Origin of the sequence: Methanosphaerula subterraneus (genome assembly GCF_052055875.1) — an archaeon.
Lineage (GTDB): Archaea > Halobacteriota > Methanomicrobia > Methanomicrobiales > Methanospirillaceae > Methanosphaerula > Methanosphaerula subterraneus.
This window is the reverse complement of record NZ_CP170508.1, coordinates 115,278-137,244: the sequence shown is the minus strand read 5'-3', so window position 1 is coordinate 137,244 and position 21,967 is coordinate 115,278. Positions and strand designations below refer to the sequence as shown.

Genomic DNA, 21,967 nt, shown 5'->3' with positions numbered 1-21,967 from the left:
TCCATATATACGGCCGATGACACTCACCATGCATGGAACAACCAGCAATCAAGGCTGATCTGGTGCCGATCTTCTCTGTCGCGACAGGCAGGACCGAGATGGTTGAGAAGGTCATCCACACCGACGCCGAATGGCAACGCCTGCTCACCCCAAACCAGTTCAGCGTGGCACGGAAGAAAGGGACAGAGCCGGCCGGGACCGGGATCTATGCCCACTCTGTCGAGAAGGGGATCTATACCTGCGTCTGCTGCGGCACCGACCTCTTCTCCTCTGATAAGAAGTTCGATTCAGGGACGGGATGGCCGAGTTTCTCCGCCCCTGTCGCTGAAACGAACGTTCACTTCGTAGAGGACAACAGTTATGGAATGGAACGCACCGAGGTGCTCTGCAGCAGGTGCGACGCCCACCTCGGTCACCTCTTTGATGACGGTCCGGCACCCACCCATCAACGGTTCTGTATGAACTCAGCCTCACTCAGACTGGTCAGAGGTGACTGAGATCATCCGGTCTGGCGGTATTCCAGTTTCCGATCCCTTCATGATCGCGAGGATCAGGTTTTCCATCGCCGTGAGTTGAAACGGTTTGGGGAGAAGACCGACAAAACCGTACTCCCGGTACGAAGCCATCACCGGGTCGGTCGAGTATCCGCTGCAGACAACAGCCCGCACCGCAGGGTCAAGGGTGAGGAGAGCTCTCATGGTCTCCTCACCACCCATGCCCCCGGGGACGATGAGATCGAGGAAGACGATATCGAATGGCCGGTGACGGATCATCGCATCCTCATATGCCTGAACTGCCGCAGCACCGTCTGGGGCGATCACCGGATCGTATCCGCGTCGGGTAAGCCAGATCCTGAGGATATCGGTGATGGCTTCCTCATCATCCATGATCAGGACACGAATGCGTCCTGTTGGGAAACGCGGGGTAAGATCCAGCGGACTATCAGATCCAATCGGGATCCTGAAGATGACCGTGGTTCCTCTGCCCGGAATGGATGATATCTCGATCTCTCCACCATGTTTCTGGATCACCGAACGGACGAGCGGAAGCCCGAGACCTGCCGCCCCCTCCTTGGTTGTGAAGTTGAGCTCGAAGATCTTACTCCGGTCCTCGTCCGGGATCCCGTACCCCCTGTCGATCACATGGATACAGAGGAGCGGTTCCTGATCGTTCTTCCTTCGATTGCAGAGTTTGGCGGCGATGGTGATCGTGCCGCCTCCGGGCATCGCCTCCCGGGCGTTCGTGATCAACTGCTGAAGCGCTTCAACGATCTGGTCCCGATCGAGGGAGAGTCTGGGGAGATTGTCATCGACATGGAAGTCGACCCGATGCGGTCCTCGCCCGATGGAGTTCTCTGCAGCTTCGTGGAGGAGCGGTTCGATCGCCTGAAGGGATTTGAGCGGTTCGCCGCCCCTGGAGAAGGTGAGCAGTTTGTTGGTCACCATCCGTGCCCTGGTGACCTGCTCCTCCACATCGATGAGCCGGCCGAGCAAGGCCTCCCGATCATCGAGCATCGATCTCGCAAGGGTCAGGTTGCCGAGGATACTGGTGTGCAGGTTGTTGAACTGGTGAGCCAGTGACCCGGCCAGCACGCCGAGGGTCTCCAACCGTGCCAGCCTGAGCCGATCCTCCTCGACCCGCTTCTCCCCACTGATGTCCCGGGCTGCCACCAGCACCCCGATCGGGACTCCTTCACCATCGCAGAAGAGTGACGAGGTACAGTGGAGCGGGATACGATGCCCGTCCATATGACGTATCACTGCCTCGGTCTCCCCGCCGGCGCCACCGTTCAGCACCGCCAGGCAGCAGTCCCTGACCCGGTCCGGCTCAGTGAAGCGCTCACCGAACCGGGTCCCGATCAGGACCTGGCGAGGGTACCCGAGCACCTGTTCGGCGGTCGCGTTCAGGTCGGTGATGATCCCGGCCGGGTCGACGATGATCAGCAGGTCACGGCTGATCTCGATCAGCGATCGGTTGTAGGCATTCGTATACCGTATCATCTCCTCTGCCCGTTTCCGGTCGGTGATATCCCTGGCGATCCCCATCACTTCGCTAAATTCTCCATCAGGGTTGATGAGCGGGATCACCTCGACATCGAAGCAGTGATCGGAGCCGGCGATGGTGACATCGACCTCGATGCGCTGGGGGGTTCTGGTCTCGATGACGATCCTGAACGCGTCCACGGCCGGGGAGATCTGCTCTGCGATGAAATATCCGGAGATCGTCTGCCCGATATACGCTCTGCCGGTCATTCTGAGCATTGCCTGTGCAGTCGGGTTCAGATAGGTGAGCCCGCCATCGGTTTCAAAGATGAAGATCAGGTCCTGCGCCGACTCTGCAAGGATCCGGTACCGTTCCTCGCTCTCCCGGGTCAACTGGTGCGCCAGCGAGAGCTCGTCCAGCATCCCGTTGATCGCTCCGGAGAGGAGGGCCAGTTCGTCACTGCCAGGGAATCCCTGTATTCGAGTAGTTCCCCCTTCGCTCTGTATCGCCCTGACACCCGTGGTCAGGTGACTCAACCGTGCGAGGACCACCCGGTCCACAAATCCAAGGCTCAGGCCGACGAAGAGGAGGCCGACCAGCAGCGTGGTCAGGATGAAGAGCCAGGCACTGGCAGCACCCCTCTGGACGATCGTGCGTGGCTCCAGCACCTGAATCAGCAGCGATCCGGTGCCGGCGACATCAGAGAGCGGCAGCGTTGCGGCGACCAGGGAACTGTTCAGCGGATAGATCATCACCCCGTTTTCAGAGATGGTGCCCCCAGCCCGCACCGATGAGGAGAGAAGGCTGTCAGCGGACCGGTTCAGGATAAGAGTGAACGGAACACCCGACTGTTCGGCAAGACGACTCACCCGTATCGAGTCCAGGTACTGCCCCATCATCATGACCCCCGGGCTCGGCCCGAGATAGGTACTGGTCAGGATCGGTTGCGCTGCGAGCAGCATCGGCTGATCCCCGACAAGTAGAATTCCGGTCTTCGAACCCTCCGCCTCAGTCACATTCAGGAATCCGGATGTTGTTGAGATCGCATCAAAGAGTGACGGCGGGAGATCCTCCAGGGAACCGCTGCTCTGGTTGAACCCCTGACCATACAGGAGCCGATGATCATTGTCATAGATCAGCATTACATTGATATCGAGTGGAAAAAAACTCTGGTTATTAATATTTGCGCTGATGTAATCCGGATTGCCGGGGTCGAGGGCAAAAGTATAGGTGTCGTCCCACGCCGCCCAGTCTGACAGCCGGCCATTCATGTTGAAGAGATCGGCATCGATCTGCGACCGGGCCTGACTCGCCTCGTGGTGCATCTGCTCTGCTTCAAGGTCGGCATACCCGTTCTGCATGACCATCACGGTGAAGAGGAGCATCACCACGATCACCGATACGAGCGTGAGCCCGAGGGTGAGCAGGATCTTCTCACGAAGTTTCATGGAAACCTCCTGGTGCCCGGGCGATATCCCCTCCATCCAGAACAGGAGGCGAGGCGTCCTTCAGACCAGAAGGAGAGAGAGAACCCGGAAAAATAATAAAAGTCACGGTTTTATACAAGGTTATACTATCTGAAGAGCGGTGATGATCCGGTTGCACCCACCTGGGGAGAGCGACAGCGGGTATGGCGGATGACCGAACCGGTTGCTGGTCGGCAGCATATTGAGCCATCACCATAACCCCGGAATCCTCAGTCGGCAAACCATCACCTTCGGGAACGATAGGATATGTCGCCTATGTATAGTAATAGCATATAAATAATTCGACCAGCACCTGCAGATCAGAGGAACAGGGTATCAGGATCTCAGATGAAGGTGTAACCCAGAGGAGAGAGGATGCAGAAGAGACTGGAGATGAGATGGCAGCACAGCAGTGATAGGTGCACGAGTACGGTCATGAGTGCAGACACCGGAAAGACTCTTCCGGAGATCCTGAAAGAGATCGAGCAGCCGCTGGCAGACGCCGGGATCGACCTCAGCTTCACCGAGGAGGTGGTTCCTCGGGAACGTGGTGAAGGGGTGGATGAGGTTCTCCTGAACGGCCGGCCCTTTCGCGAGTTGTACAGCAGGGTGAAGGCCTCACATGACTACTGCCATGCACGGTCGCGGAGAGAAGAACTCTGCTGCCATCCGCTCGGCGAGGAGGACCAGTCTTCTTCGGCTATGACCGAGTTTCTGATCAGGAAGACGATTCTGCTTGCACTGGAAGAGGAATAGGCATCACGACCAGGTGATCACCATCAGGATTCCCACCAGGATCGGCTGGTGAACAAGATATACGATGAGCGAGTGCCTGCCGACGAGCAGGACCGGCTCTGCCAGCCGGGGGGCTGCAGGGAGAGGGCGAAACCCACGTCGACCCCCGGGGTACAGCACCCTTCCACACCAGAGGCCGATCAGGATCACCCCGAACCAGGGGAGGAGGGGCGTGTAGTCGACGCTGCCGAAATCCACAGGATGGATGCCGGCCCAGAGCAGCCAGAGCGGACCGCTGATCCCTGCAACCACCTGGCCGGCCCAGATACAGAGAAGCCCGAAGAGCAGGTTCAGGTGTTTGAACCGGAGGAAGAGCGGAGAGAGGAGGATCGAGACCCCGATCAGGTGCAGGATTCCGAAGAGGATCGCGAGGTCACCGAGGTACAGGGAGGTGGCCAGCGTGATCAGCAGCCCGCAGGAAAGGACGGTGAGACCATGTCTGACCAGCCGGCGGTAGGGCCATGCCGCTCCCGAGTTCTCTTCCGCCCTGGCCGCACTGATCGTCACCGAGACCCCGGCGAGCAGCACGAAGAGCGAGGCGGTGGTCAGGGCGAAGTACCGCCAGAAGCCGGCATCGACCTGAACCGGCATAATCCCGTAGAAGTTCAGGTCAAAGAGGAGGTGGTAGAGGACCATCATCAGCACTGCGGTACCCCGCAGGAGATCGATCTCCCAGTACCGTCCCGGCTTCTTCGGGAAGAGACGGGCGGAGAGGGACGACCGGGATGGGAGCTCCACGCTCACCAGGACTCCTGACAGGGGACTGACATCTGTATCCTTTTTCCTCCGGGGACGTATTAATCTTCAGTGACGAGCAGACCAGGGGTCGCACATATCACTGATGCGGTGGGGCTCTGATTCAGGTATCTCCATCCTCGGCTGCACGGGCATTGAGCTGCTTGATCCGCTCGCGAATCGCGATCGCCCGCTCGAAGTCGAGCACCTCGGCGGCCTGCTTCATCTCGGCATCGAGGGCGATCAGAAGGTTCGGGATCTCTCTTCGCGGCAGATGCTTGACATCCTTCAGGTCGATCTCCTTCTCCCGGATCGGCTTCCTGATCGTCTCGGGGACGATATGGTGCTCCTCGTTGTAGGCGAGCTGCAAGGTACGCCGCCGTTCGGTCTCGCCGAGTGCGGTTTTGATCGAATCGGTCATGGTGTCCGCGTACAGGACCACGTACGAATGCATATTCCGGGCAGCCCGGCCGATGATCTGGATCAGAGACCGGGCGTCCCGCAGGAACCCTTCCTTGTCAGCATCGAGGATCCCGATGAACCCGACCTCGGGGATGTCGAGACCCTCCCGAAGGAGGTTGATTCCCACCAGCACATCAAACTCCCCGAGCCTGAGCTGCCGGATGATCTCGGTCCGTTCGATCGTATCGATCTCAGAGTGCAGGTACCGGGTCCGGACCCCCCGGTCAGCAAGGTACTCGGTCAACTCCTCAGACAGCCGTTTGGTCAGGGTGGTGATCAGGGCCCGGTCGCCCCGGGCGATCACCTTCTTCACCTCGCTGATCACATCGGCGGTCTGCCCCCGAGTCGGCCGTATCGTTACCGGCGGGTCGACGAGGCCGGTCGGCCGGATGATCTGTTCGACCACCTGCGAGGACAGTTCCCGTTCGTATCGTGCCGGGGTCGCAGAGACGAAGATCACGTCCTTCATGTACTGCTCGAACTCCGAGAACTTCAGCGGCCGGTTGTCAAAAGCGCTGGGAAGACGGAACCCGTAGTCGATCAGGGACTTTTTGCGCGAGTAGTCCCCATTGTACATCCCGTGGACCTGCGGGATCGTCTGGTGGCTCTCGTCGATCACCATCAGGAAGTCGTCGGGGAAGTAGTCGAGGAGGCAGTACGGCTTCTCCCCGGCCTTGCGAAAGTCGAAATGGCGGGAATAGTTCTCGATCCCCTTGCAGCTCCCGGTCTCCTCGATCATCTCGAGATCGTACTGGGTCCGCTGGGCGAGCCGGTACGACTCGATCAGCCCGAGTTCGGGCAACCGTTCCTCGAGCTCCTCCCGGATCGACGCGATCGCACGCTTCCGGGTCTCCTCGGGGATGACGAAATGGCGGGCCGGGTAGACGAAGAAGTAGTCCATGCTCTCGCGCTTCTCCCCGGTGTTCCGGTCGATCTCCATGATCCGCTCGATCTCGTCACCGAAGAGTTCGATCCGAATGATATTGTTGAAGTACCCGGGGATGATATCGATCGTGTCCCCCTTGACCCGGAACCTTCCCGGCATCAGTTCGATATCGTTCCGCTCGAACTGGATCTCGACCAGGCGCAACAGGAGCGCCCGACGCTGCACCCGGTCATGTACCTTCAGCTCGAACCCCATGGACTGGAAGTTCTCAGGATTGCCGAGACCATAGATGCATGAGACCGAGGCGACCACGATCACATCGCGCCGGCTCATCAGAGAAGCCGTCGTCGCAAGCCGCATCTGTTCGATCTTCGGGTTGATCGCCGAATCCTTTTCGATATACTGGTCCCTCTGCGGGATATAGGACTCCGGCCGGTAGTAGTCGTAGTACGAGACGAAGTACTCGACCCGGTTCTCAGGGAAGAAGTCCTTGAACTCGTTGTAGAGCTGGGCGGCCAGGGTCTTGTTGTGCGCAATCACCAGCGTCGGCCGCTGCACGGCCGCGATCACGTTTGCAATCGTAAAGGTCTTGCCCGACCCGGTGACGCCGAGCAGCGTCTGCCGGGCCGGCCCGTCCGAAAGACCCTGCACCAGCTGCTCTATCGCCTCGGGCTGGGACCCCTTCGGTTCGAAGGGTGAAACTAGTTTGAATTGATGATCGTCCTGACATTCCGTCCTCTTCATGGTACCACCTTCTTTCTCCGGAGGGTTCTGTTGTAGGTGATCGCGCTCCGATGGGTCTCGTCCCGGATCTGCTGCAGAAAGAGCGAGGCCTTCGAGCGCCGATCGAGCGGGATCGGAAGGGAGAGACCCGGCATATAGACCTCCTCCTCCCGTTTTGCGAGGGCGATCAACGGGATCTTCAGACCGAGAGCGGCCAGCTCGTCGACCGCCGCATGGAGCTGCCCTTTGCCGCCGTCGACGACGATCAGGTCCGGCATCCGCTTCTGCTCGTCCCTGAGCCGGCTGTACCGCCGCCTGACCACCTCGGCGATGGCCCGGAAGTCGTCGATCCCCTCGACGGTCCTGATCCGGTACTTCCGGTAGTTCTTCCGGTCGGGCCGGCCGTCACGGAACTGGACCATCACCCCGACCATCGCCGTCCCGCTCAGGTGGGAGATGTCGAAACACTCGATCACCCCGGGCGAACAGGGAAGATGGAGCGCCTTCCGGAGCTCCTCCACCTTGATCCGGTCGCCAAAGAACTGGGTCTCGATGTTGGTTTTGACCAGGTCGAGCAGGTTCTTCAGGTCCCCCCGCTGCGGGACCGTGACCCCGACCTTCTGCCCCTTCTTCTCCCCGAGGAACGCCTCGATCGATCCGTCCACCTCGTGGGGAACGAGCACCTCCTTGGGAACCGGGTGGTCGGCATAATACTGGACGAGAAACTCGTTCAGAAACTCCTGGTGGAAGGGAAAGACGTACTCCTCCTTCTGACCGAGCGTCCCGCGGTAGATGTTGAAGAGGGCGAGGTAGACCGTCCCGTCGACGACCAGATAGTTGATGACGTCCTCGTCGTAGCTCTTCTGCCGCTGCACCCGCTGGTGCTCCTGCAGCCGTTCGATCGCCTGGATCTGGTCCCTGATGACGAGGGCCTTTTCGAACTCCTGTGCCTCGGAGCGGACGGCCATCTCACTCTTCAGGGCATCGAGCAGGTCGTTCCCCTTCCCCTTCAGCACGGCCTCGGCCCGGCCGACCTGTTCGGCGTACTCCTCCCTGCTGACCGCTCCGACACAGGGGCCCATGCAGGACTGCATATGGTACCGGAGGCACCCCCGCTTCTGCGGCCGCCGGCACGAGCGGATCAGAAACGCATGTTTGAGGGCACGGAGCAGGTAGTCGCGCTCGAGGGCCGAGGTGAACGGCCCGAAGTACGTCCCGGGCTGGTCCCGGTCCCGTGCCACCACGAAACAGGGGAACTCCTCCTCTGTCCGGAGGATATAGGCGTAAGTCTTCGAATCCTTCAGGCTGATGTTGTACTTCGGCCAGTGCCGCTTGATCAGGTTATTCTCGAGGATCAGCGCCTCGACCTCGTTGTTGGTGACGATGAACTGGATCGAGGCGATGTGGGAGACGAGGGCCTCGGTCTTGGGATCGAGGTCGTGCCGCTGAAAGTAACTGGACACCCGCCGCTTCAGGTTCTTGGCCTTGCCGACATAGATCACCGTCCCATCCTTATCATGGTACAGATAGCAGCCCGGCGCAGTCGGAAGCGTGTTCAGATCGAGGGGCGGCTCGACGGTCATAACACCTTCTTCAGATACTCCCCGGTATAACTCCCTGGATTCGCCGCGATCTCCTCCGGTGTTCCGGTCGCGATCACCTCTCCGCCCCCGTCACCCCCGTCCGGCCCCAGGTCGATCACATGGTCGGCAGACTTGATGACGTCCAGATTGTGCTCGATCACCAGCACCGTGTTCCCTTTCTTGACCAGGTCGTCCAGCACCTGGATCAGTTTCTTCACATCATGGAAGTGGAGGCCGGTGGTCGGCTCGTCGAGCAGGTACAGCGTCTTGCCGGTCGCCCGCTTGGCCAGTTCCCGGGTCAGCTTGATCCGCTGCGCCTCACCGCCCGAGAGGGTCGTCGACGACTGCCCGAGCTTGATATAGTCGAGGCCGACCCTGGAGAGGGTCTCGAGTTTGGTTCTGATCGCAGGGAGCGATTCGAAGAGGTGGAGCGCCTCGTCGACCGACATATCCAGTACATCGGCGATGGAATGCCCCTTGTACTTCACCTCGAGGGTCTCGCGGTTGTACCGCTTGCCCTTGCACTCCTCGCACTCAACATAGACCTCGGGCAGAAAGTTCATCTCGATCTTGATCAGCCCGTCACCCTGGCAGGCCTCGCACCGTCCGCCCTTGACATTGAACGAGAACCTGCCCGGCTGGTACCCCCGCACCTTCGCCTCCGGCACCCCGGCAAAGACCGACCTGATCTCATCGAAGATCTTGGTATACGTGGCAGGGTTGGACCGCGGGGTCCGACCGATCGGACTCTGATCGATCACGATCACCTTGTCGATCTCGGTATCGAGCGTCAGCGACTCGTGCTTTCCGGCCTGCTCGCTGCTCCGGTTCAATTTCTTCTGCAGGGCCTTGTACAGGATATCATAGACCAGCGTCGATTTCCCCGAGCCGGAGACCCCGGTCACCACGGTCAGCACCCCGATCGGGAACTGGACATCGATCCCTTTGAGATTGTTCTCGGAGGCCCCCGTGATCCTGATGAAGTGGTCGCTGGACCGCCGCCATTTCGGGGTATCGACCTTGAGCGAGCCGGCGAGGTACAGGCCGGTCAACGAGTTGATCGAGCGCTCGATCTGAAGAGGGGTCCCCTTGGCCACCACCTGGCCGCCATGCACCCCGGCCCCGGGGCCGATGTCGACCACGTAATCGGCATGACGGATCGTCTCCTCGTCATGCTCGACCACGATCAGCGTGTTGCCCAGATCGCGGAGCGTGCAGAGTGAATCGATCAGCCGCTGGTTGTCCTTCTGATGGAGGCCGATAGAAGGCTCGTCCAGCACGTACAGCACACCCATCAGGTTCGCCCCGATCTGGGTTGCAAGCCGGATCCGCTGTGCTTCTCCACCAGAGAGCGTCCCTGCTGACCGCGAGAGGTTCAGGTACCCGAGCCCGACCCGCTCGAGGAAGTTCAGCCGGTCGGTGATCTCCTTGACCACCAGCGTGGCGATCTCCGCCTGTTTGGGGGTCAGATCCAGGTTTGCGAAGAAATCCCGGCATGCTGTGACCGAGAGACGGGTCACATCGACGATGGACCGATCATTGATCCGGACCGCCCGGATCTTCTCCTTCAGCCGGGCCCCCTTGCAGGTGGGGCACTCGTAGATCCGCATGAACTTCTCAAGTTCTTTCTTCCGGTATTCGGACTGCGTCTGATGATACAGCCGTTCGGCCTGCGGGAGGAGCCCCTCCCAGGTACCCCGGTGGGACCAGTGCACATCCCCCTGCTTCATCGTGACCGAGAAGTCGATCTTCTTGTCAGAGCCGAACATCAGCCCGTTGTACTGCTCCTCGGTCAGATCCTGGACGGGCGTGAAGAGGTCGAAACCGAAACTCTTTGCGATGGTATCGAGCTGCTGACCCCGGTAACCCTCCAGGACATTCCGGTACAGGGCGATCGCCCCGTCCACGATACAGAGGCTCTTGTCAGGGATGATCAGCTCAGGATCGAAGACCATCCGGAAGCCGAGACCGTTGCACTCCTCGCAGGCCCCGAACGGACTGTTGAACGAGAACATCCGCGGCTGGAGCTCTTCGAATGAGATCCCGCAGACCGGGCAGGCCATCAGCGACGAGTAGGTCGTCTCGTGCCCCTCCTCGTCCACGACGATGATCAGCCCCTCGGCCCGCTTCAGCCCGATCTCGATGCTCTCGACGAGGCGGGTCCGGTCGATCGTATCGAACCGGTCGAGCACGATATCAATGTTGTGCTTCTTGTACCGGTCCAGGGAGATCTCCTCGTCGGTTCGGACGATCGTCCCGTTCACCCTGACCCTGGCGAAGCCCTCCCGGTTCAGGTCCTTGAGCAGCTGCTGGTAGGTCCCCTTCTTCTGCCTGATGATGGGGGCGAGGATCGTGATCAGCCCGGCCTTCTCCGCGGTGATCGTATCGGCGATCCGCTCCGGGGTCTGCGACTCGATCCTGATGTTGTGCACCGGGCAGTACGGCGTACCGATCCTGGCATACAGAAGCCTGAGATAGTCGTAGATCTCAGTGATCGTCCCGACCGTGGAGCGCGGATTCTTGGAGGTGGTCTTCTGCTCGATCGAGATCGCAGGAGAGAGCCCTTCGATAGAATCCACATCTGGCTTGTGCATCACCCCGAGGAACTGCCGGGCATAGGTGGAGAGGGATTCTACATACCGCCGCTGCCCTTCGGCATAGAGCGTGTCGAACGCAAGCGTCGATTTCCCGGAGCCTGAGAGGCCGGTGAAGACGATCAGTTTGTCACGGGGGAGCGCCACGCTGATATTCTTGAGGTTATGCTCCCTCGCCCCCTTGATGATGATCTCCCTCATGGTATCGTCAGAAGTTAGAGGGTTCTCTCCCATAAAGAGACTTCTTCCGGCACCCAGGTGCCCGGACCGCACGATTATACATATCAGCACAGAGACCCAATAGATGGAGACTCATCTGGATGGGGGGATTCATATCAATAGTATCTATGTGATCGGACATAAACAACCGGATACTGACAGTATCTGCAGTGTCATCGGCTATGCGGAACTTCAGAACAGTGAGGACGCAAACAAGGGCGCCAGGACCTATATCCCTGCCAGGTGCGGCGAGGTGAACCCAGAGACCGCCTTTGCCCTGGAGACCTTCACGGTCGAGGCGCCGGTGTATATCGAGAGCGTGGAACCCAATGTGGCCGATATCCCGTTCATCGACACCCGGTGCGCCCAGAAGGATCTCCCGACCGTCGACGTGGCCGCGATGATGGACCAGTACGATATGCGGAACATGCCGATCACCGACGACCAGGGCGTACTGCTCGGCCTGGTCAGCGAGTACGGGCTCGCGAGGGCCTACGTGACCAGGCAGAGGATGGAGCAGCTCTCCATCGGGCCGATCCGGCTGGACGTCCTCGAGCAGATCCTGAGCGCACAGGTCGTGGTGGCTGCTGACGAGCAGCTCGAAGGAAAGGTCTACACCGCGATCGATGCCCTCCATGTCACCCTCTCCCGGCTGACTGCGAACGATGTCGCGATCGTCGGGGACAACGAACCGACCCAGCTCGCCCTGATCTCGGCGGGAGTCGCAGCCCTGATCATCGCCGACGGCGCCCCGGTCGGCGACCGGGTGATCAAGGCAGCCCGGGCCCAGGGGGTTTCGGTGCTGGCCACCGCACTCGATGCGTTCGGGGTCGGGAAGATGATCCACCTCTCCCTGCCGGCCAGCATGGTGATGGAGACCGATATTCCCATCGTCAGCAGGGAGGACTCGCTCGAGTACGCCAAGACCCAGATCTCGACCTCGAAGTTCCGGACCGCCTGCGTGACCGCAGAAGGGGGAACCTTCCTCGGGATGCTCTCACGGACGACCCTGATGCAGGAGATCCAGAAGTCGGTCGTCCTGCTCGATCACAACGAGGCCGCCCAGGCCGTCGACGGGATCGAGAATGCCGATATCGTCGAGATCATCGACCATCACCGGCTCGGGGTGATCTCGACCCTCCGGCCGATCAGGTTCATCAACGAGCCGGTCGGTTCCACCTCCACCATCATCACGACCATGTTCGTCGCCCGGGGACGCACACCGTCCCGGTCGACGGCCGGGCTCCTCCTCTGCGGGATCCTCTCGGACACCCTGGTCCTCAGGATGTCGACGACCACCGATGAAGACCGGAAGGCGGTCACCTACCTCTCGGGCCTGCTCGACATCGATCCCCAGGATCTCGGCACCCGCCTGATCGAGAAGGGGATGGCGCTCGAAGGTCTGCCGATCGCCGAACTGCTCTCCAGGGATACCAAGCACTACGACCTCTTCGGGAAGACGCTCTTGATCGGGCAGGTGATGGTCCCCTCGTTTGCATTCACCAGCCAGCATGCCGACGAGATCCATGCAGAACTGGCAGCCCAGCGGAGAGCCCACAAGGTCGACTTTGCGATCACCCTCTTCACCAGTGTCTTTGAGAATGCCAGCGAGGTCTTTGCCGCCGGCGACGAACTGGCCCTTCAGAAGCTGGAACTCTGTCCGCAACCAAAACTGCTCGAGAACGTGATGTCGCGTAAGAAGGACTTCCTTCCCCACATAGGACAGCTGGTCAGGACCCTCTGACCCTCCCCCACCCCTTTTCTCATCCAGACCCCGGGATCCGATAATCATCCTTTACATGATCAGAGAGCATAACGCTCTCCATGAACGGAGAATCACGTGCGGTCAGGATTGTGGCCGACCTGATGGCCCTCTCTGCCCGCACCGCTCCCAAAGCCAAAGGTGACGATACCCTGGTGATACGGGTCGCTGTAGGCGGGGAACTCCTGGCCCTGGCTGAAGAGATGCGAACGATCAGCGAGCAGAAGCAGATCCGGTTTTTTGCACGCGACGCCGACAACGTCACCATCAGCGACGCCTGCCTGCTCGTCGGAACGCACGGCGAGGTGACGGCCGGGGTCAACTGCGGGGGATGCGGGTTTCCGACCTGCCGCGAGATGCTGGACGCCTTTGAGAAGCGGGAGAGTACACCCGACCAGGGCCCATTCATCGCCCCCAGCTGTGTGCTCAGGATCACCGACCTCGGGATTGCCATCGGATCGGCCGTGAAGACCGCCTCGATCCATAATGTGGACAACCGGGTGATGTACTCGGCCGGCGTCGCGGCACTCTCGCTCGGATGGCTGGAAGACTGCACGGCGGCCTTTGGCGTGCCCGTCAGTGTCAGCGGGAAGAGCCCGTACTTCGATCGGCAGCGGAGGTGACGAGCATGGCCAAGATGATGATCAGAGGCGGGGACCTGGACCTCGTCGAATACGACTTCAAGACCTTTCAGCCAGGGGAATTTCTTCAGACCCTGGACCTCGACCTGAACGATGCTGTGCGGCCGGTGGACGGGCCGGTGACGGTGCGTGCCCCGTCCCGCATCCACCTGACCGTGCTGGATATGAACAGGTTCGCCCCTGAACACCCCGGTGGAGGAGGGATCGGGTTTGCCATCCAGCTGTACTGCACGGCCACGGCCGAGTGTACGCCGGCAGGGATCGAGATCACCTACTCCCGTGAGCCGCTGCTCCGCCATCTCGTGGCGCTCATGGTGAAGGTCACCGGCTATACCGGCGGCCTGAAGATCAGTGCCGAGGACCACACCTATGCCCATATCGGCCTCGGGTCGACCTCCACGATCCTGACCGTCGTCGCCCATGCCATCAACGCCGTGCTCGGGTCTCCCCTCACCGACGAACAGATCCGGCGGCTGCTCGGACACAACTACGTCGAGGAGACCGCCGAGGGGACGATCGCGTTCGGGTTCGAGACCGGTGTCGGCCCGGCAGTCAGCACCTACGGCGGCTTTGCCGTGATGGGCGACGAACTGGTCCTGGCCTACCAGCACCCGTTTGCAGAAGGAAACCAGGTCTACATCGTGATACCAGAGAGCGACACATCCTCGGCCGGAACACAGGAGTTCGACCTGCTGATGAATCGGGCCCGGTCGCTCGACTACCAGGACCGGGAACTGAAGGCTTACATGATCCTGATGGACCTGATCCCTGCTCTCGAAAAGGAGGACCTGAAGCGTGCGGGCGATGTGATCTGGGAGATAGAGTTCCGCGGCTCCAAGCGGGCCGAGGTGGAGCACCATAGTTTTGAACTCTACAATTACATGAGCCAGCTTCGGAATGCCGGGTTTGAGTTCGTCGGGATGTCCTCGGTCGGCCCGTCGATCGCCCTGATCACAAAACGAGACCGGAAAACGGTGGATGAACTGCTCAAACCCCTTGGACTGTCGGTTGCCATCGAGACGATGGTCGACAACACCGGGCTGCAGATACAGTATCCGTAAGACAGAAAGACCATCTCTTTTTTTAAAACGATCGCTCTTTAAGAAAGGCGGCATCTCCGCTGCTCGTCAATAACTGAAAGAAAAATGTGTTGTATCCGATCTGTTCGCTGCTGATCAGAACGGAAGTGGTGTTGGTGGTGTGGTCTGGACTGGTGGTGGGAGCTCGGTCGTGGTAGGCGCTGCAGTTGGCACGCTTGGCACTGGCGTCCGTTCCGTGGTCGGCACAGCGGTTGGGGCCGGCGTCTTCACGGTGGTTGGAGACTGGGTCCGTACGGTGGTCGGTGCTGCAGTCGGAGACTGGGTTCTCACTGAGGTTGGGGACTGGGTTCTCACCGAGGTTGGTGCGGCGGTCGGGGACTGGGTCCTCACCGAGGTCGAGGCAGCACCCGTTGGCTGGGCGCTGACTGCGGTGGTCGTTGCCTGGACGCCGGTGCTGGAGACTGTTCCGGTCGTTGTCGTGCCGGCATCAGTTCCCGGGACCAGGACCGGAGGAATGGTGGTCACCACGCTGATGCTTCCATCAGGGTTCAGGATAACCGGGCTGGAGGTGACCCCGCCGGAGACCGGTGCTGCTGCACCGAACCCGACAGAGGCCGAGTCCTGCTCGATGTATGCGGTTGGTGTTGCCTTGGCTGTCTTGTTGGCGGTTGTGTTGGCAGTTGCATTCACCGTCGTGTTCACTGCGGTCTTATTCAGCGAAGCATTGGCGGTGAGGTTGCCTGTAGTAACATTCGGTTTTACCGACGTGTTCGGGGCCACCGTTGCATTGGTGTGATTGGCTGCGACGGTCGTATTGACGATACCCGGGGTTGAGGTGCTGTTCACCGGCGTTATGTTATCGGGCGCGGCAGGGGTATTCACACATCCAGCAAAGAGCATACTGAATAGCAAAACCAGACCGAGACCCATCATCAGAGATCTCTTCGACATAGATAAACTAATTTTAAATTACCCAAATTTAAATCTATCTAACCTGGACTACAGGGTGAGAGCTGAAGAAATTCAAAAAAACAAAAAAATTGGAGTGATCAGGGGCTCGAACCCGTCGTCACGGAGGTTACTGCTCTTTAAACATACGGTCGATTGCCACGGCTGCGGTCTTCCCGGCACCCATTGCAAGGATCACCGTGGCAGCGCCGGTGGCCACATCTCCGCCTGCAAAGACATGCCTGATACTGGTCTGTCCATTCTCTTTTACAACCAGATTTCCACGCGCACCGATCGAAAGGTCACTGATCTCCCGAATGAGCAGCGGGTTCGGGCTCTGGCCGATCGCCTCGATGAAGATATCGGCATCGATCACAAAGGTCTGATCGGCGACCGGTTCGGGGGTCGGCCGTCCACTGCTGTCGAGCCCGCACATCTTCATCGTCACGCATTCAACCCCGGTGACTGCCCCGTCGCCGAGCAGACGGATCGGAGCGGCGCAGGTGATGATCTCGACCCCTTCCTCCTGGGCGTGCACGACCTCTTCTCTTCGTGCAGGGAGGTCCTCCTCCCGCCGACGGTAGACCACCGTGACCCTGGCGCCCATGCGACGGGCGACCCGGGCCGCGTCCATGGCGACATTACCGCCGCCGGCCACGACCACCCGGCTCCCGGCCTTGACCGGGGTGTCGAAGACCGGGAACTGGTCTGCATGCATCAGGTTCACCCGGGTCAGGTACTCGTTGGCCGAGTAGACGCCGTTCATCTGCTCGCCCTCGATCCCCATGAATCCGGGCAGACCCGCACCGGTAGCGATGAAGACCGCATCAAAGGCGAGCAGCTCCTTCACCGAGACCGACCGTCCGACCAGGTGGTTCACCTTCAGGTCGACCCCCATGGCGAGCACCTGCTCGATCTCTGCCTTCACAATCTCCTTGGGGAGTCGGAATGCCGGAATCCCGTAACTCAGCACCCCGCCGGCCTCGTGAAGCGATTCAAAGATCGTGACCTTATGTCCGCGGCGGGCCAGTTCGGCCGCCGCAGTCAACCCGGCAGGGCCTGAACCGACGACCGCCACCCGGTGACCGGTCTGTTCACGCGATTTCGGTCCTTCAGAGAAGACCCGTTCCCTCTCCCAGTCAGCGGCAAAACGCTCCAGGGCACCGATGTTGATGGGAGTATCCTTGTTCTTTAAGACACAGGCCCCCTCGCACTGGGTCTCCTGCGGACAGACCCTCCCGCAGATCGCAGGGAGCATGTTCTGCTCCTTGATCGTGCCGGCAGCGACAGAGAAGTCACCTGCGGCGATCGCACTGATGAACGCCGGAATATCGATCCCGACCGGACAGCCGGTCACACAGAGCGGTTTCTTGCACTGGAGGCACCGCTCTGCTTCGAGGATCGCCTCGTCTGCAGAGAGACCGAGCGGGACTTCGTGAAAGTCCCGGATCCGTTCGTTTACCGGTCGGTCATGCATGATGGTGCCCCCCCTCCTCGCACCCGCAATGGGCGGCATGGTGCCGTTCGAGGGCCACCTTCTCCTCCTCGGTATAGACGCGCTGCCTGGCCATCAGGCTGTTGAAGTCGACCTGGTGCGCATCGAACTCGGGGCCGTCCACGCAGGCGAACCTGGTCTCGCCACCGACGATCACCCGGCACGAGCCGCACATCCCGGTCCCGTCCACCATGATCGGGTTCAGACTCACAAAGGTCTTCACGCCGTACGGCTGCGTGACCCCGGAGGTGACCTTCATCATGATCGCAGGGCCGATGACCCAGACCAGGTCGAGCTTCCGCTCGGCGAGCAGCTTCTTGAGGACATCGCTGACAAACCCGTGGGTCCCCTTGGACCCGTCGTCGGTCGTGATGAAGAGTTCGTCGCAGACGGCTCGCATCTCGTCCTCGAGGATCAGCAGGCCGGCGTTTCGCGCCCCGATGATCCCGATCACATGGTTGCCTGCATCCTTTGCCGCCTGTGCGATGATCGGAGTGGAGGCGACACCGACTCCTCCCCCGATCACCACGCAGGTCCCGCCGCTGATCATCTCACTCGGCCTGCCGAGTGGGCCGGCAACATCCCTGACATGCTCACCCGCCGCAAGGGAGGCGAGGTGATGGGTTGTCTTCCCGACGGTCATAAAGATCACTCTGACCAGGTCTCCGTTCACGCCGGAGATCGTCAGCGGTATCCGTTCACCCTGCTCATCGATCCGTATGATCACGAACTGGCCTGCCTGCGCATGATGAGCCACATGCGGTGCCCGGATCCACATCTGATGGACCCGATCTGCCAGCTGCGTCGTCTCTTCGACCTTATACAACCCGTTCACTCCACTCGTTCCTATCTTCGTGTATTCATTACATTTCATCTACCGTTTCATTACCTTACGCCTTCGGACCGCCACTCCATGGTTGGAACGGGCCATCTCGAAGGCCCCCATCGCAGCTCTGCCGGTGGCGAGCGCGTGCGGACCTTCGACCAGGACTTCGTCCCCTTCCCTGATGACCGGGTCTGCACTGAGCACCCCCGGCGCCAGGATGTCCCCCTGCGGAACGAAGTCGTCGATGACGACGCGGTACCCCTTCGGGATCAGCGACCAGCCCTCGAAGGTCGGTCTGAGCATCCCGGTGGTGGTGTCGAGGCTGAAGAGCGGCCGGCGGTTCCGCATCACCGAGAGGCGCGGGAACTTGCCCCTGACCTGCATCCCGGCAGTGTCGACCTCGGCGTCGAACTGGAACGAGAGCATCCCCTTGATCTGATCGGACCTGACCCGGCGCTCCCCGGTGAGCGCCGCATCCAGCGCCGAGAGCGAAGCGCCCGAGGTCGGGTGGTCCCTGACCGTGCATTCAAGAGAGATGCCGCAGATATCAGCGGCCATCGCAGCCACCTGCATCGCCCCTCCCTCCAGGTGGGCGATCACGCGCCGGTACTGGTGTTTGGCCAGGTACTTCGCCAGAACATCGGCCAGAACCGCCACCTCTTCACGATCCCAGTACCCGGTCACCGGCACATCGTAGTGGGCCGCCGGGTAACAGAGTTCGATCTCACGGGGGACGACCCCCAGCGGAGAGGTGATGATGATCTCGTGCGCCCTGCCAGCGACCGCATTGATGAACCTCCGGTGGCTCTGCGACCGCGAGTACGGTTTCCGTGCAGAGCAGGGAAGGAGGACCGCGACCTCGGCGGACGGCGGGATGTACCGGGTCAGAAGCCGGTCCATATACCGTTTCACCTCGGGCCTGTTCATCGAATCACCCGAATTGGCCTTGAAGGTGGCAGTCCGGGCCACCGGCGTCCACTGCTCGACCCAATCATAATGATTGTCGAGGTGCCGGAGGACCGAGACCTGTGCCGCATTCAGCCGGCACCGCGCCTCGGCCAGTTCCCTGAGCTGGCCCTTCTGTAAAAAGACGCCGACCCTGTTCACCTCGGCCTCCAGGGCGAGCCGGTTGTGGGCCTTCAGATCATGGTCCCTGCACCCCTGGCAGGCGCAGACCCCCTGGTCGAGCAGGTCGGCGGGAAACTCGCCCTCTGGCAGGCAGAAGATCGCCTGGGCCGACTTCAGGTCCACAGCCGTGGTGTCGAAGAGGTCGAACCCCGAGGCGATCAAAAGCCAGACCGTCGAGGGCAGAGCCGCTGCCGGGGCATACCATGCGGTATCGGCCCGAACATCGGTCTTCAGGTTGATCAGCCAGTCCACGTACTGGCGCGGGTTCTGCAGCGCCGTATGCCAGTTCGAGACCATCGCGATATCCCCGTCAGGCACCTGCACAGGAAACTGCGGGTGGACTGCTGTCGGATGCTCCCCGGCGACCAGGTACTGTTCGGCAAACCCGCGGGGGGCACCGAGCGGTACATTGGTGAACGGGCGATCAAGGCGGGTGGAGAAGAAGGAAGCTGCATCCACCACAGCCGGCACCCGCAGGGAGGTCTCTCCGTCCTTGAGGATACCCGACCGTGCCAGACCATCACGGTCCCGGATCTCACAGATCATTGAGGATCACCCCGACATCCGGCAGTGCTGCCCGGACCAGCGGCTCCCATTCCCTGGTGCAGAGCACCGTGATCGTTGAATCGGGATGGCTCTCCTGGAGAGCGGCGATCCCCTCACACCCCCGGAGCACCATCTCGTCATCCCAGTCGGGAACCTCGTGCTGCCCCACCGGGAACGTCTCGGAGAGCCCCTGGGGCAGCGGTCCGAAGGGCGGGCGGAAGAGGAGACAGTCATCATAACCCGGGATCTCGGTGCCGTCGAACGAGACCAGCACCGCTCCTCCGAGCGTGAACCGGGAGACCATCTCGTGGTACCGGCCGACCTCGGTCCGAAGGCAGCTCTCGCTCCCCCGGTAGAAGAACCGGCGCTTGGAGACCCGGTCTGATAGTTCGAGTTCATCGGAATAGGTGAGCAGTTCGCGGTACCCTGAGAGAAGGCGCGGATGCCCCCGGCACCGCTCGTCGACCAGTTCCCAGAGCGTGCCGTCCTGGATGGCCTGCCGGATGCGGCTGATCTCGGCGAGGGTCACGTACAGGTTGTGCAGCGCCAGCAGCCGCTCCCGGTCGGGCGCCTTGTTCAGTTCCTCGGCGGTATGACTCCGGCAGACCGAGCAGGCGCAGGGGAGTTCGGCCAGTTCCCCGATCTTGAAGGATCCGTGCACCGTCATGTACCGACCCTCCTTGGCATAGAGAGCGTAGGCAGCAGAATCGAAGAGGTCGCACCCCATCGCGACGGCCAGTGCGAACATCGCAGGATGCCCGGCCCCGAAGAGATGGATACAGGCGGCAGGGGAGAGCCCCTTCTTTGCCGCCATCACGACCCGGACCAGGTCCTGGTACCGGTACGACTCCATCAGCGGCACAACGGCTCCGATCGGGCAGAAGGTGAACCCGCGTTCGCTGACGGCGGCCCCTGCCTCTTCGCGGAGATCGGTATAGATGCCGCCCTGCACCGGCGCAGCGAGCTGGCAGTCCTCACCCATGAACTCCCGGGCCTCGTCAAGCCGTTCGAGGGTCACCGCCAGTTCATGTTTCGCCGTCTCGTAGTCTGCGGCCGGCGAGGTCGGGATATCGAGCGGGACGATGATCTCCGAACCGATCGCCTTCTGGAAGGAGAGGGTGTCGGTGTTGGAGACCTCGACGTCCCCGTAGACCGAGAGCTGGAAGGACCCGGAATCGGTCATGATCACCCCGTCAAAATCCAGGAGTTTATGAAGTCCCTCTGCAAGGGCCCGTTCTCTATACTGAGCGGAACGGTAGAAGATGTAGGCGTTCGTGATCAGCGCCTCGACCCCGAGGTCCGCCATCTCCCTCGGCGTGACCAGCTGGAGGTGAGGGTTGATCACCGGCAACAGGGCCGGCGTCCGGATCACCTTCTCCCCGACCTTCAACTTTCCGACCCGTCCGGCTATATCCTTATGAATGACTTCAAAACCAAATGACATGACTACTCCAATGATTCGTGAAATATCTGGCCTTCAAAGGTGGAGACCTCAACATCCTGGTCACGCCAGCATCTGCCTGCCAGTCCCGCCTTGGCGCAGGTACTGCTCAGGAACTCTTCACTCTCCCAGTTGTACTCGGTGGCGACCTGGGGAAGGAGGAGACCGCTGGTCCCCTTTCCCCTGACGATCAACCCGTGCCGTCCGACTTCGACCTTCGCAGCCCGTTCAGCGGCCGGCCCCTCGATCACCACCGGTTCTGTCAGCACCGTCACTTCAACCCGGATCGATCCGAGTTCCTCAGGCCGGACCGGATGAAACCTGGGATCTTCGACGGCTGCCGCATGGGCGGCGTCGACGATCGCTTCTCCGAGCGGGGCGACCGGATAGGGGAAACCGATGCAGCCCCGCAGTTGACCGGACCTGGTGAGGGTCACGAAGACGCCCCTCTTCTCGTCAAAGACCGGGGGGAGGGACGGGAGCGGCTCCTGTCTTCCGGTGACCGTCGAATGGAGAGACTGACGAGCGAGTTGCACCGCCAGACGCCCTTCCTCTTCACGTAAGCCAGACATGGTGTCTGGATGTATTGCATTCATGATTATTATGTATAGCAGGAGAAGGGAATCCGCCCGACGACTCTGAAATGGACCACGTCGCTCGACGATACCAGGGCATGGAAAAGAGCGCAGAACAA

At 60.9% G+C, this 21,967-nt stretch carries 16 protein-coding genes; 5 read left to right on the top strand and 11 right to left on the bottom strand.

Features of this window, described 5'->3' with window-relative positions; genetic code table 11:
* Positions 1–32 precede the first annotated feature (32 nt).
* Positions 33–497 carry a peptide-methionine (R)-S-oxide reductase MsrB gene (gene msrB, locus ACFKSJ_RS00665; RefSeq protein ID WP_440950354.1) on the top strand — a complete coding sequence of 155 codons (465 nt, stop codon included), beginning with the start codon at positions 33–35 and terminating at the stop codon, positions 495–497.
* Here msrB and ACFKSJ_RS00660 read toward each other — a convergent pair.
* Positions 471–3,431, bottom strand: coding sequence for a CHASE4 domain-containing protein (locus tag ACFKSJ_RS00660; protein WP_440950353.1), 2,961 nt, complete (start codon positions 3,429–3,431; stop codon positions 471–473). The two genes, msrB and ACFKSJ_RS00660, sit on opposite strands and share 27 nt — an antisense overlap.
* Positions 3,432–3,824: 393 nt before the next feature.
* Here ACFKSJ_RS00660 and ACFKSJ_RS00655 point away from each other — a divergent pair, with 393 nt between their 5' ends.
* Positions 3,825–4,205 carry a DUF2703 domain-containing protein gene (locus tag ACFKSJ_RS00655; protein WP_440950352.1) on the top strand — a complete coding sequence of 127 codons (381 nt, stop codon included), beginning with the start codon at positions 3,825–3,827 and terminating at the stop codon, positions 4,203–4,205.
* A 3-nt stretch (positions 4,206–4,208) separates the two neighbouring features.
* Here ACFKSJ_RS00655 and ACFKSJ_RS00650 read toward each other — a convergent pair whose 3' ends face one another.
* The 4 genes from ACFKSJ_RS00650 to uvrA form a co-directional block, all read right to left on the bottom strand.
* The gene (locus ACFKSJ_RS00650) at positions 4,209–4,988 is read right to left on the bottom strand and encodes a heparan-alpha-glucosaminide N-acetyltransferase (RefSeq protein WP_440950351.1); all 780 of its coding nucleotides are present in this window, start codon (positions 4,986–4,988) and stop codon (positions 4,209–4,211) included.
* Between the two features lie 115 nt (positions 4,989–5,103).
* Positions 5,104–7,071: an excinuclease ABC subunit UvrB gene (gene uvrB, locus ACFKSJ_RS00645; RefSeq protein WP_440950350.1), complete on the bottom strand. Its 1,968-nt coding sequence runs from the start codon at positions 7,069–7,071 to the stop codon at positions 5,104–5,106.
* Positions 7,068–8,633: an excinuclease ABC subunit UvrC gene (gene uvrC, locus ACFKSJ_RS00640; protein ID WP_440950349.1), complete on the bottom strand. Its 1,566-nt coding sequence runs from the start codon at positions 8,631–8,633 to the stop codon at positions 7,068–7,070. The genes uvrB and uvrC overlap by 4 nt, the downstream gene beginning before the upstream one ends.
* The gene (gene uvrA / locus ACFKSJ_RS00635) at positions 8,630–11,428 is read right to left on the bottom strand and encodes an excinuclease ABC subunit UvrA (protein WP_440950348.1); all 2,799 of its coding nucleotides are present in this window, start codon (positions 11,426–11,428) and stop codon (positions 8,630–8,632) included. The genes uvrC and uvrA overlap by 4 nt, the downstream gene beginning before the upstream one ends.
* Positions 11,429–11,531: 103 nt before the next feature.
* Between uvrA and ACFKSJ_RS00630 the strand changes: the two genes are divergently transcribed.
* From ACFKSJ_RS00630 to ACFKSJ_RS00620, 3 genes are all read left to right on the top strand, one after another.
* Positions 11,532–13,190: a putative manganese-dependent inorganic diphosphatase gene (locus ACFKSJ_RS00630; RefSeq protein WP_440950347.1), complete on the top strand. Its 1,659-nt coding sequence runs from the start codon at positions 11,532–11,534 to the stop codon at positions 13,188–13,190.
* A gap of 80 nt (positions 13,191–13,270) precedes the next feature.
* On the top strand, positions 13,271–13,831 hold the full coding sequence (locus tag ACFKSJ_RS00625; RefSeq protein ID WP_440950346.1) for a ferredoxin domain-containing protein: 561 nt from the start codon (positions 13,271–13,273) through the stop codon (positions 13,829–13,831).
* A gap of 5 nt (positions 13,832–13,836) precedes the next feature.
* Positions 13,837–14,910: a GHMP family kinase ATP-binding protein gene (locus ACFKSJ_RS00620; RefSeq protein WP_440950345.1), complete on the top strand. Its 1,074-nt coding sequence runs from the start codon at positions 13,837–13,839 to the stop codon at positions 14,908–14,910.
* Positions 14,911–15,024: 114 nt separating this feature from the next.
* Here ACFKSJ_RS00620 and ACFKSJ_RS00615 read toward each other — a convergent pair whose 3' ends face one another.
* The 6 genes from ACFKSJ_RS00615 to ACFKSJ_RS00590 all read right to left on the bottom strand — a co-directional run bounded on the left by ACFKSJ_RS00615 (position 15,025) and on the right by ACFKSJ_RS00590 (position 21,845).
* Positions 15,025–15,840, bottom strand: coding sequence for a hypothetical protein (locus ACFKSJ_RS00615; protein ID WP_440950344.1), 816 nt, complete (start codon positions 15,838–15,840; stop codon positions 15,025–15,027).
* 127 nt (positions 15,841–15,967) lie between these two features.
* A complete protein-coding gene (gene gltA / locus ACFKSJ_RS00610) occupies positions 15,968–17,314 on the bottom strand; it encodes an NADPH-dependent glutamate synthase (RefSeq protein WP_440950343.1) in 1,347 nt (448 codons plus the stop codon).
* Positions 17,307–18,206, bottom strand: a complete 900-nt coding sequence (locus ACFKSJ_RS00605; protein WP_440950342.1) for a sulfide/dihydroorotate dehydrogenase-like FAD/NAD-binding protein — start codon at positions 18,204–18,206, stop codon at positions 17,307–17,309. The genes gltA and ACFKSJ_RS00605 overlap by 8 nt, the downstream gene beginning before the upstream one ends.
* Positions 18,207–19,832, bottom strand: a complete 1,626-nt coding sequence (gene arcS / locus ACFKSJ_RS00600; protein ID WP_440950341.1) for an archaeosine synthase subunit alpha — start codon at positions 19,830–19,832, stop codon at positions 18,207–18,209.
* The gene (tgtA, locus tag ACFKSJ_RS00595; RefSeq protein ID WP_440950340.1) at positions 19,822–21,276 is read right to left on the bottom strand and encodes a tRNA guanosine(15) transglycosylase TgtA; all 1,455 of its coding nucleotides are present in this window, start codon (positions 21,274–21,276) and stop codon (positions 19,822–19,824) included. Before tgtA ends, arcS begins: the two co-directional genes overlap by 11 nt.
* A gap of 2 nt (positions 21,277–21,278) precedes the next feature.
* A complete protein-coding gene (locus ACFKSJ_RS00590; protein WP_440950339.1) occupies positions 21,279–21,845 on the bottom strand; it encodes a TIGR00296 family protein in 567 nt (188 codons plus the stop codon).
* Positions 21,846–21,967: the final 122 nt, after the last annotated feature.

Bases quoted from the DNA above. Each gene is read 5' to 3' on its own strand.
- msrB (WP_440950354.1), top strand. From the start codon at position 33: ATGGAACAACCAGCAATCAAGGCTGATCTGGTGCCGATCTTCTCTGTC.
- ACFKSJ_RS00660 (WP_440950353.1), bottom strand. From the start codon at position 3,431: ATGAAACTTCGTGAGAAGATCCTGCTCACCCTCGGGCTCACGCTCGTA.
- ACFKSJ_RS00655 (WP_440950352.1), top strand. From the start codon at position 3,825: ATGCAGAAGAGACTGGAGATGAGATGGCAGCACAGCAGTGATAGGTGC.
- uvrB (WP_440950350.1), bottom strand. From the start codon at position 7,071: ATGAAGAGGACGGAATGTCAGGACGATCATCAATTCAAACTAGTTTCA.
- uvrC (WP_440950349.1), bottom strand. From the start codon at position 8,633: ATGACCGTCGAGCCGCCCCTCGATCTGAACACGCTTCCGACTGCGCCG.
- uvrA (WP_440950348.1), bottom strand. From the start codon at position 11,428: ATGAGGGAGATCATCATCAAGGGGGCGAGGGAGCATAACCTCAAGAAT.
- ACFKSJ_RS00630 (WP_440950347.1), top strand. From the start codon at position 11,532: ATGGAGACTCATCTGGATGGGGGGATTCATATCAATAGTATCTATGTG.
- ACFKSJ_RS00625 (WP_440950346.1), top strand. From the start codon at position 13,271: ATGAACGGAGAATCACGTGCGGTCAGGATTGTGGCCGACCTGATGGCC.
- ACFKSJ_RS00620 (WP_440950345.1), top strand. From the start codon at position 13,837: ATGGCCAAGATGATGATCAGAGGCGGGGACCTGGACCTCGTCGAATAC.
- ACFKSJ_RS00615 (WP_440950344.1), bottom strand. From the start codon at position 15,840: ATGTCGAAGAGATCTCTGATGATGGGTCTCGGTCTGGTTTTGCTATTC.
- gltA (WP_440950343.1), bottom strand. From the start codon at position 17,314: ATGCATGACCGACCGGTAAACGAACGGATCCGGGACTTTCACGAAGTC.
- ACFKSJ_RS00605 (WP_440950342.1), bottom strand. From the start codon at position 18,206: ATGAAATGTAATGAATACACGAAGATAGGAACGAGTGGAGTGAACGGG.
- arcS (WP_440950341.1), bottom strand. From the start codon at position 19,832: ATGATCTGTGAGATCCGGGACCGTGATGGTCTGGCACGGTCGGGTATC.
- tgtA (WP_440950340.1), bottom strand. From the start codon at position 21,276: ATGTCATTTGGTTTTGAAGTCATTCATAAGGATATAGCCGGACGGGTC.
- ACFKSJ_RS00590 (WP_440950339.1), bottom strand. From the start codon at position 21,845: ATGTCTGGCTTACGTGAAGAGGAAGGGCGTCTGGCGGTGCAACTCGCT.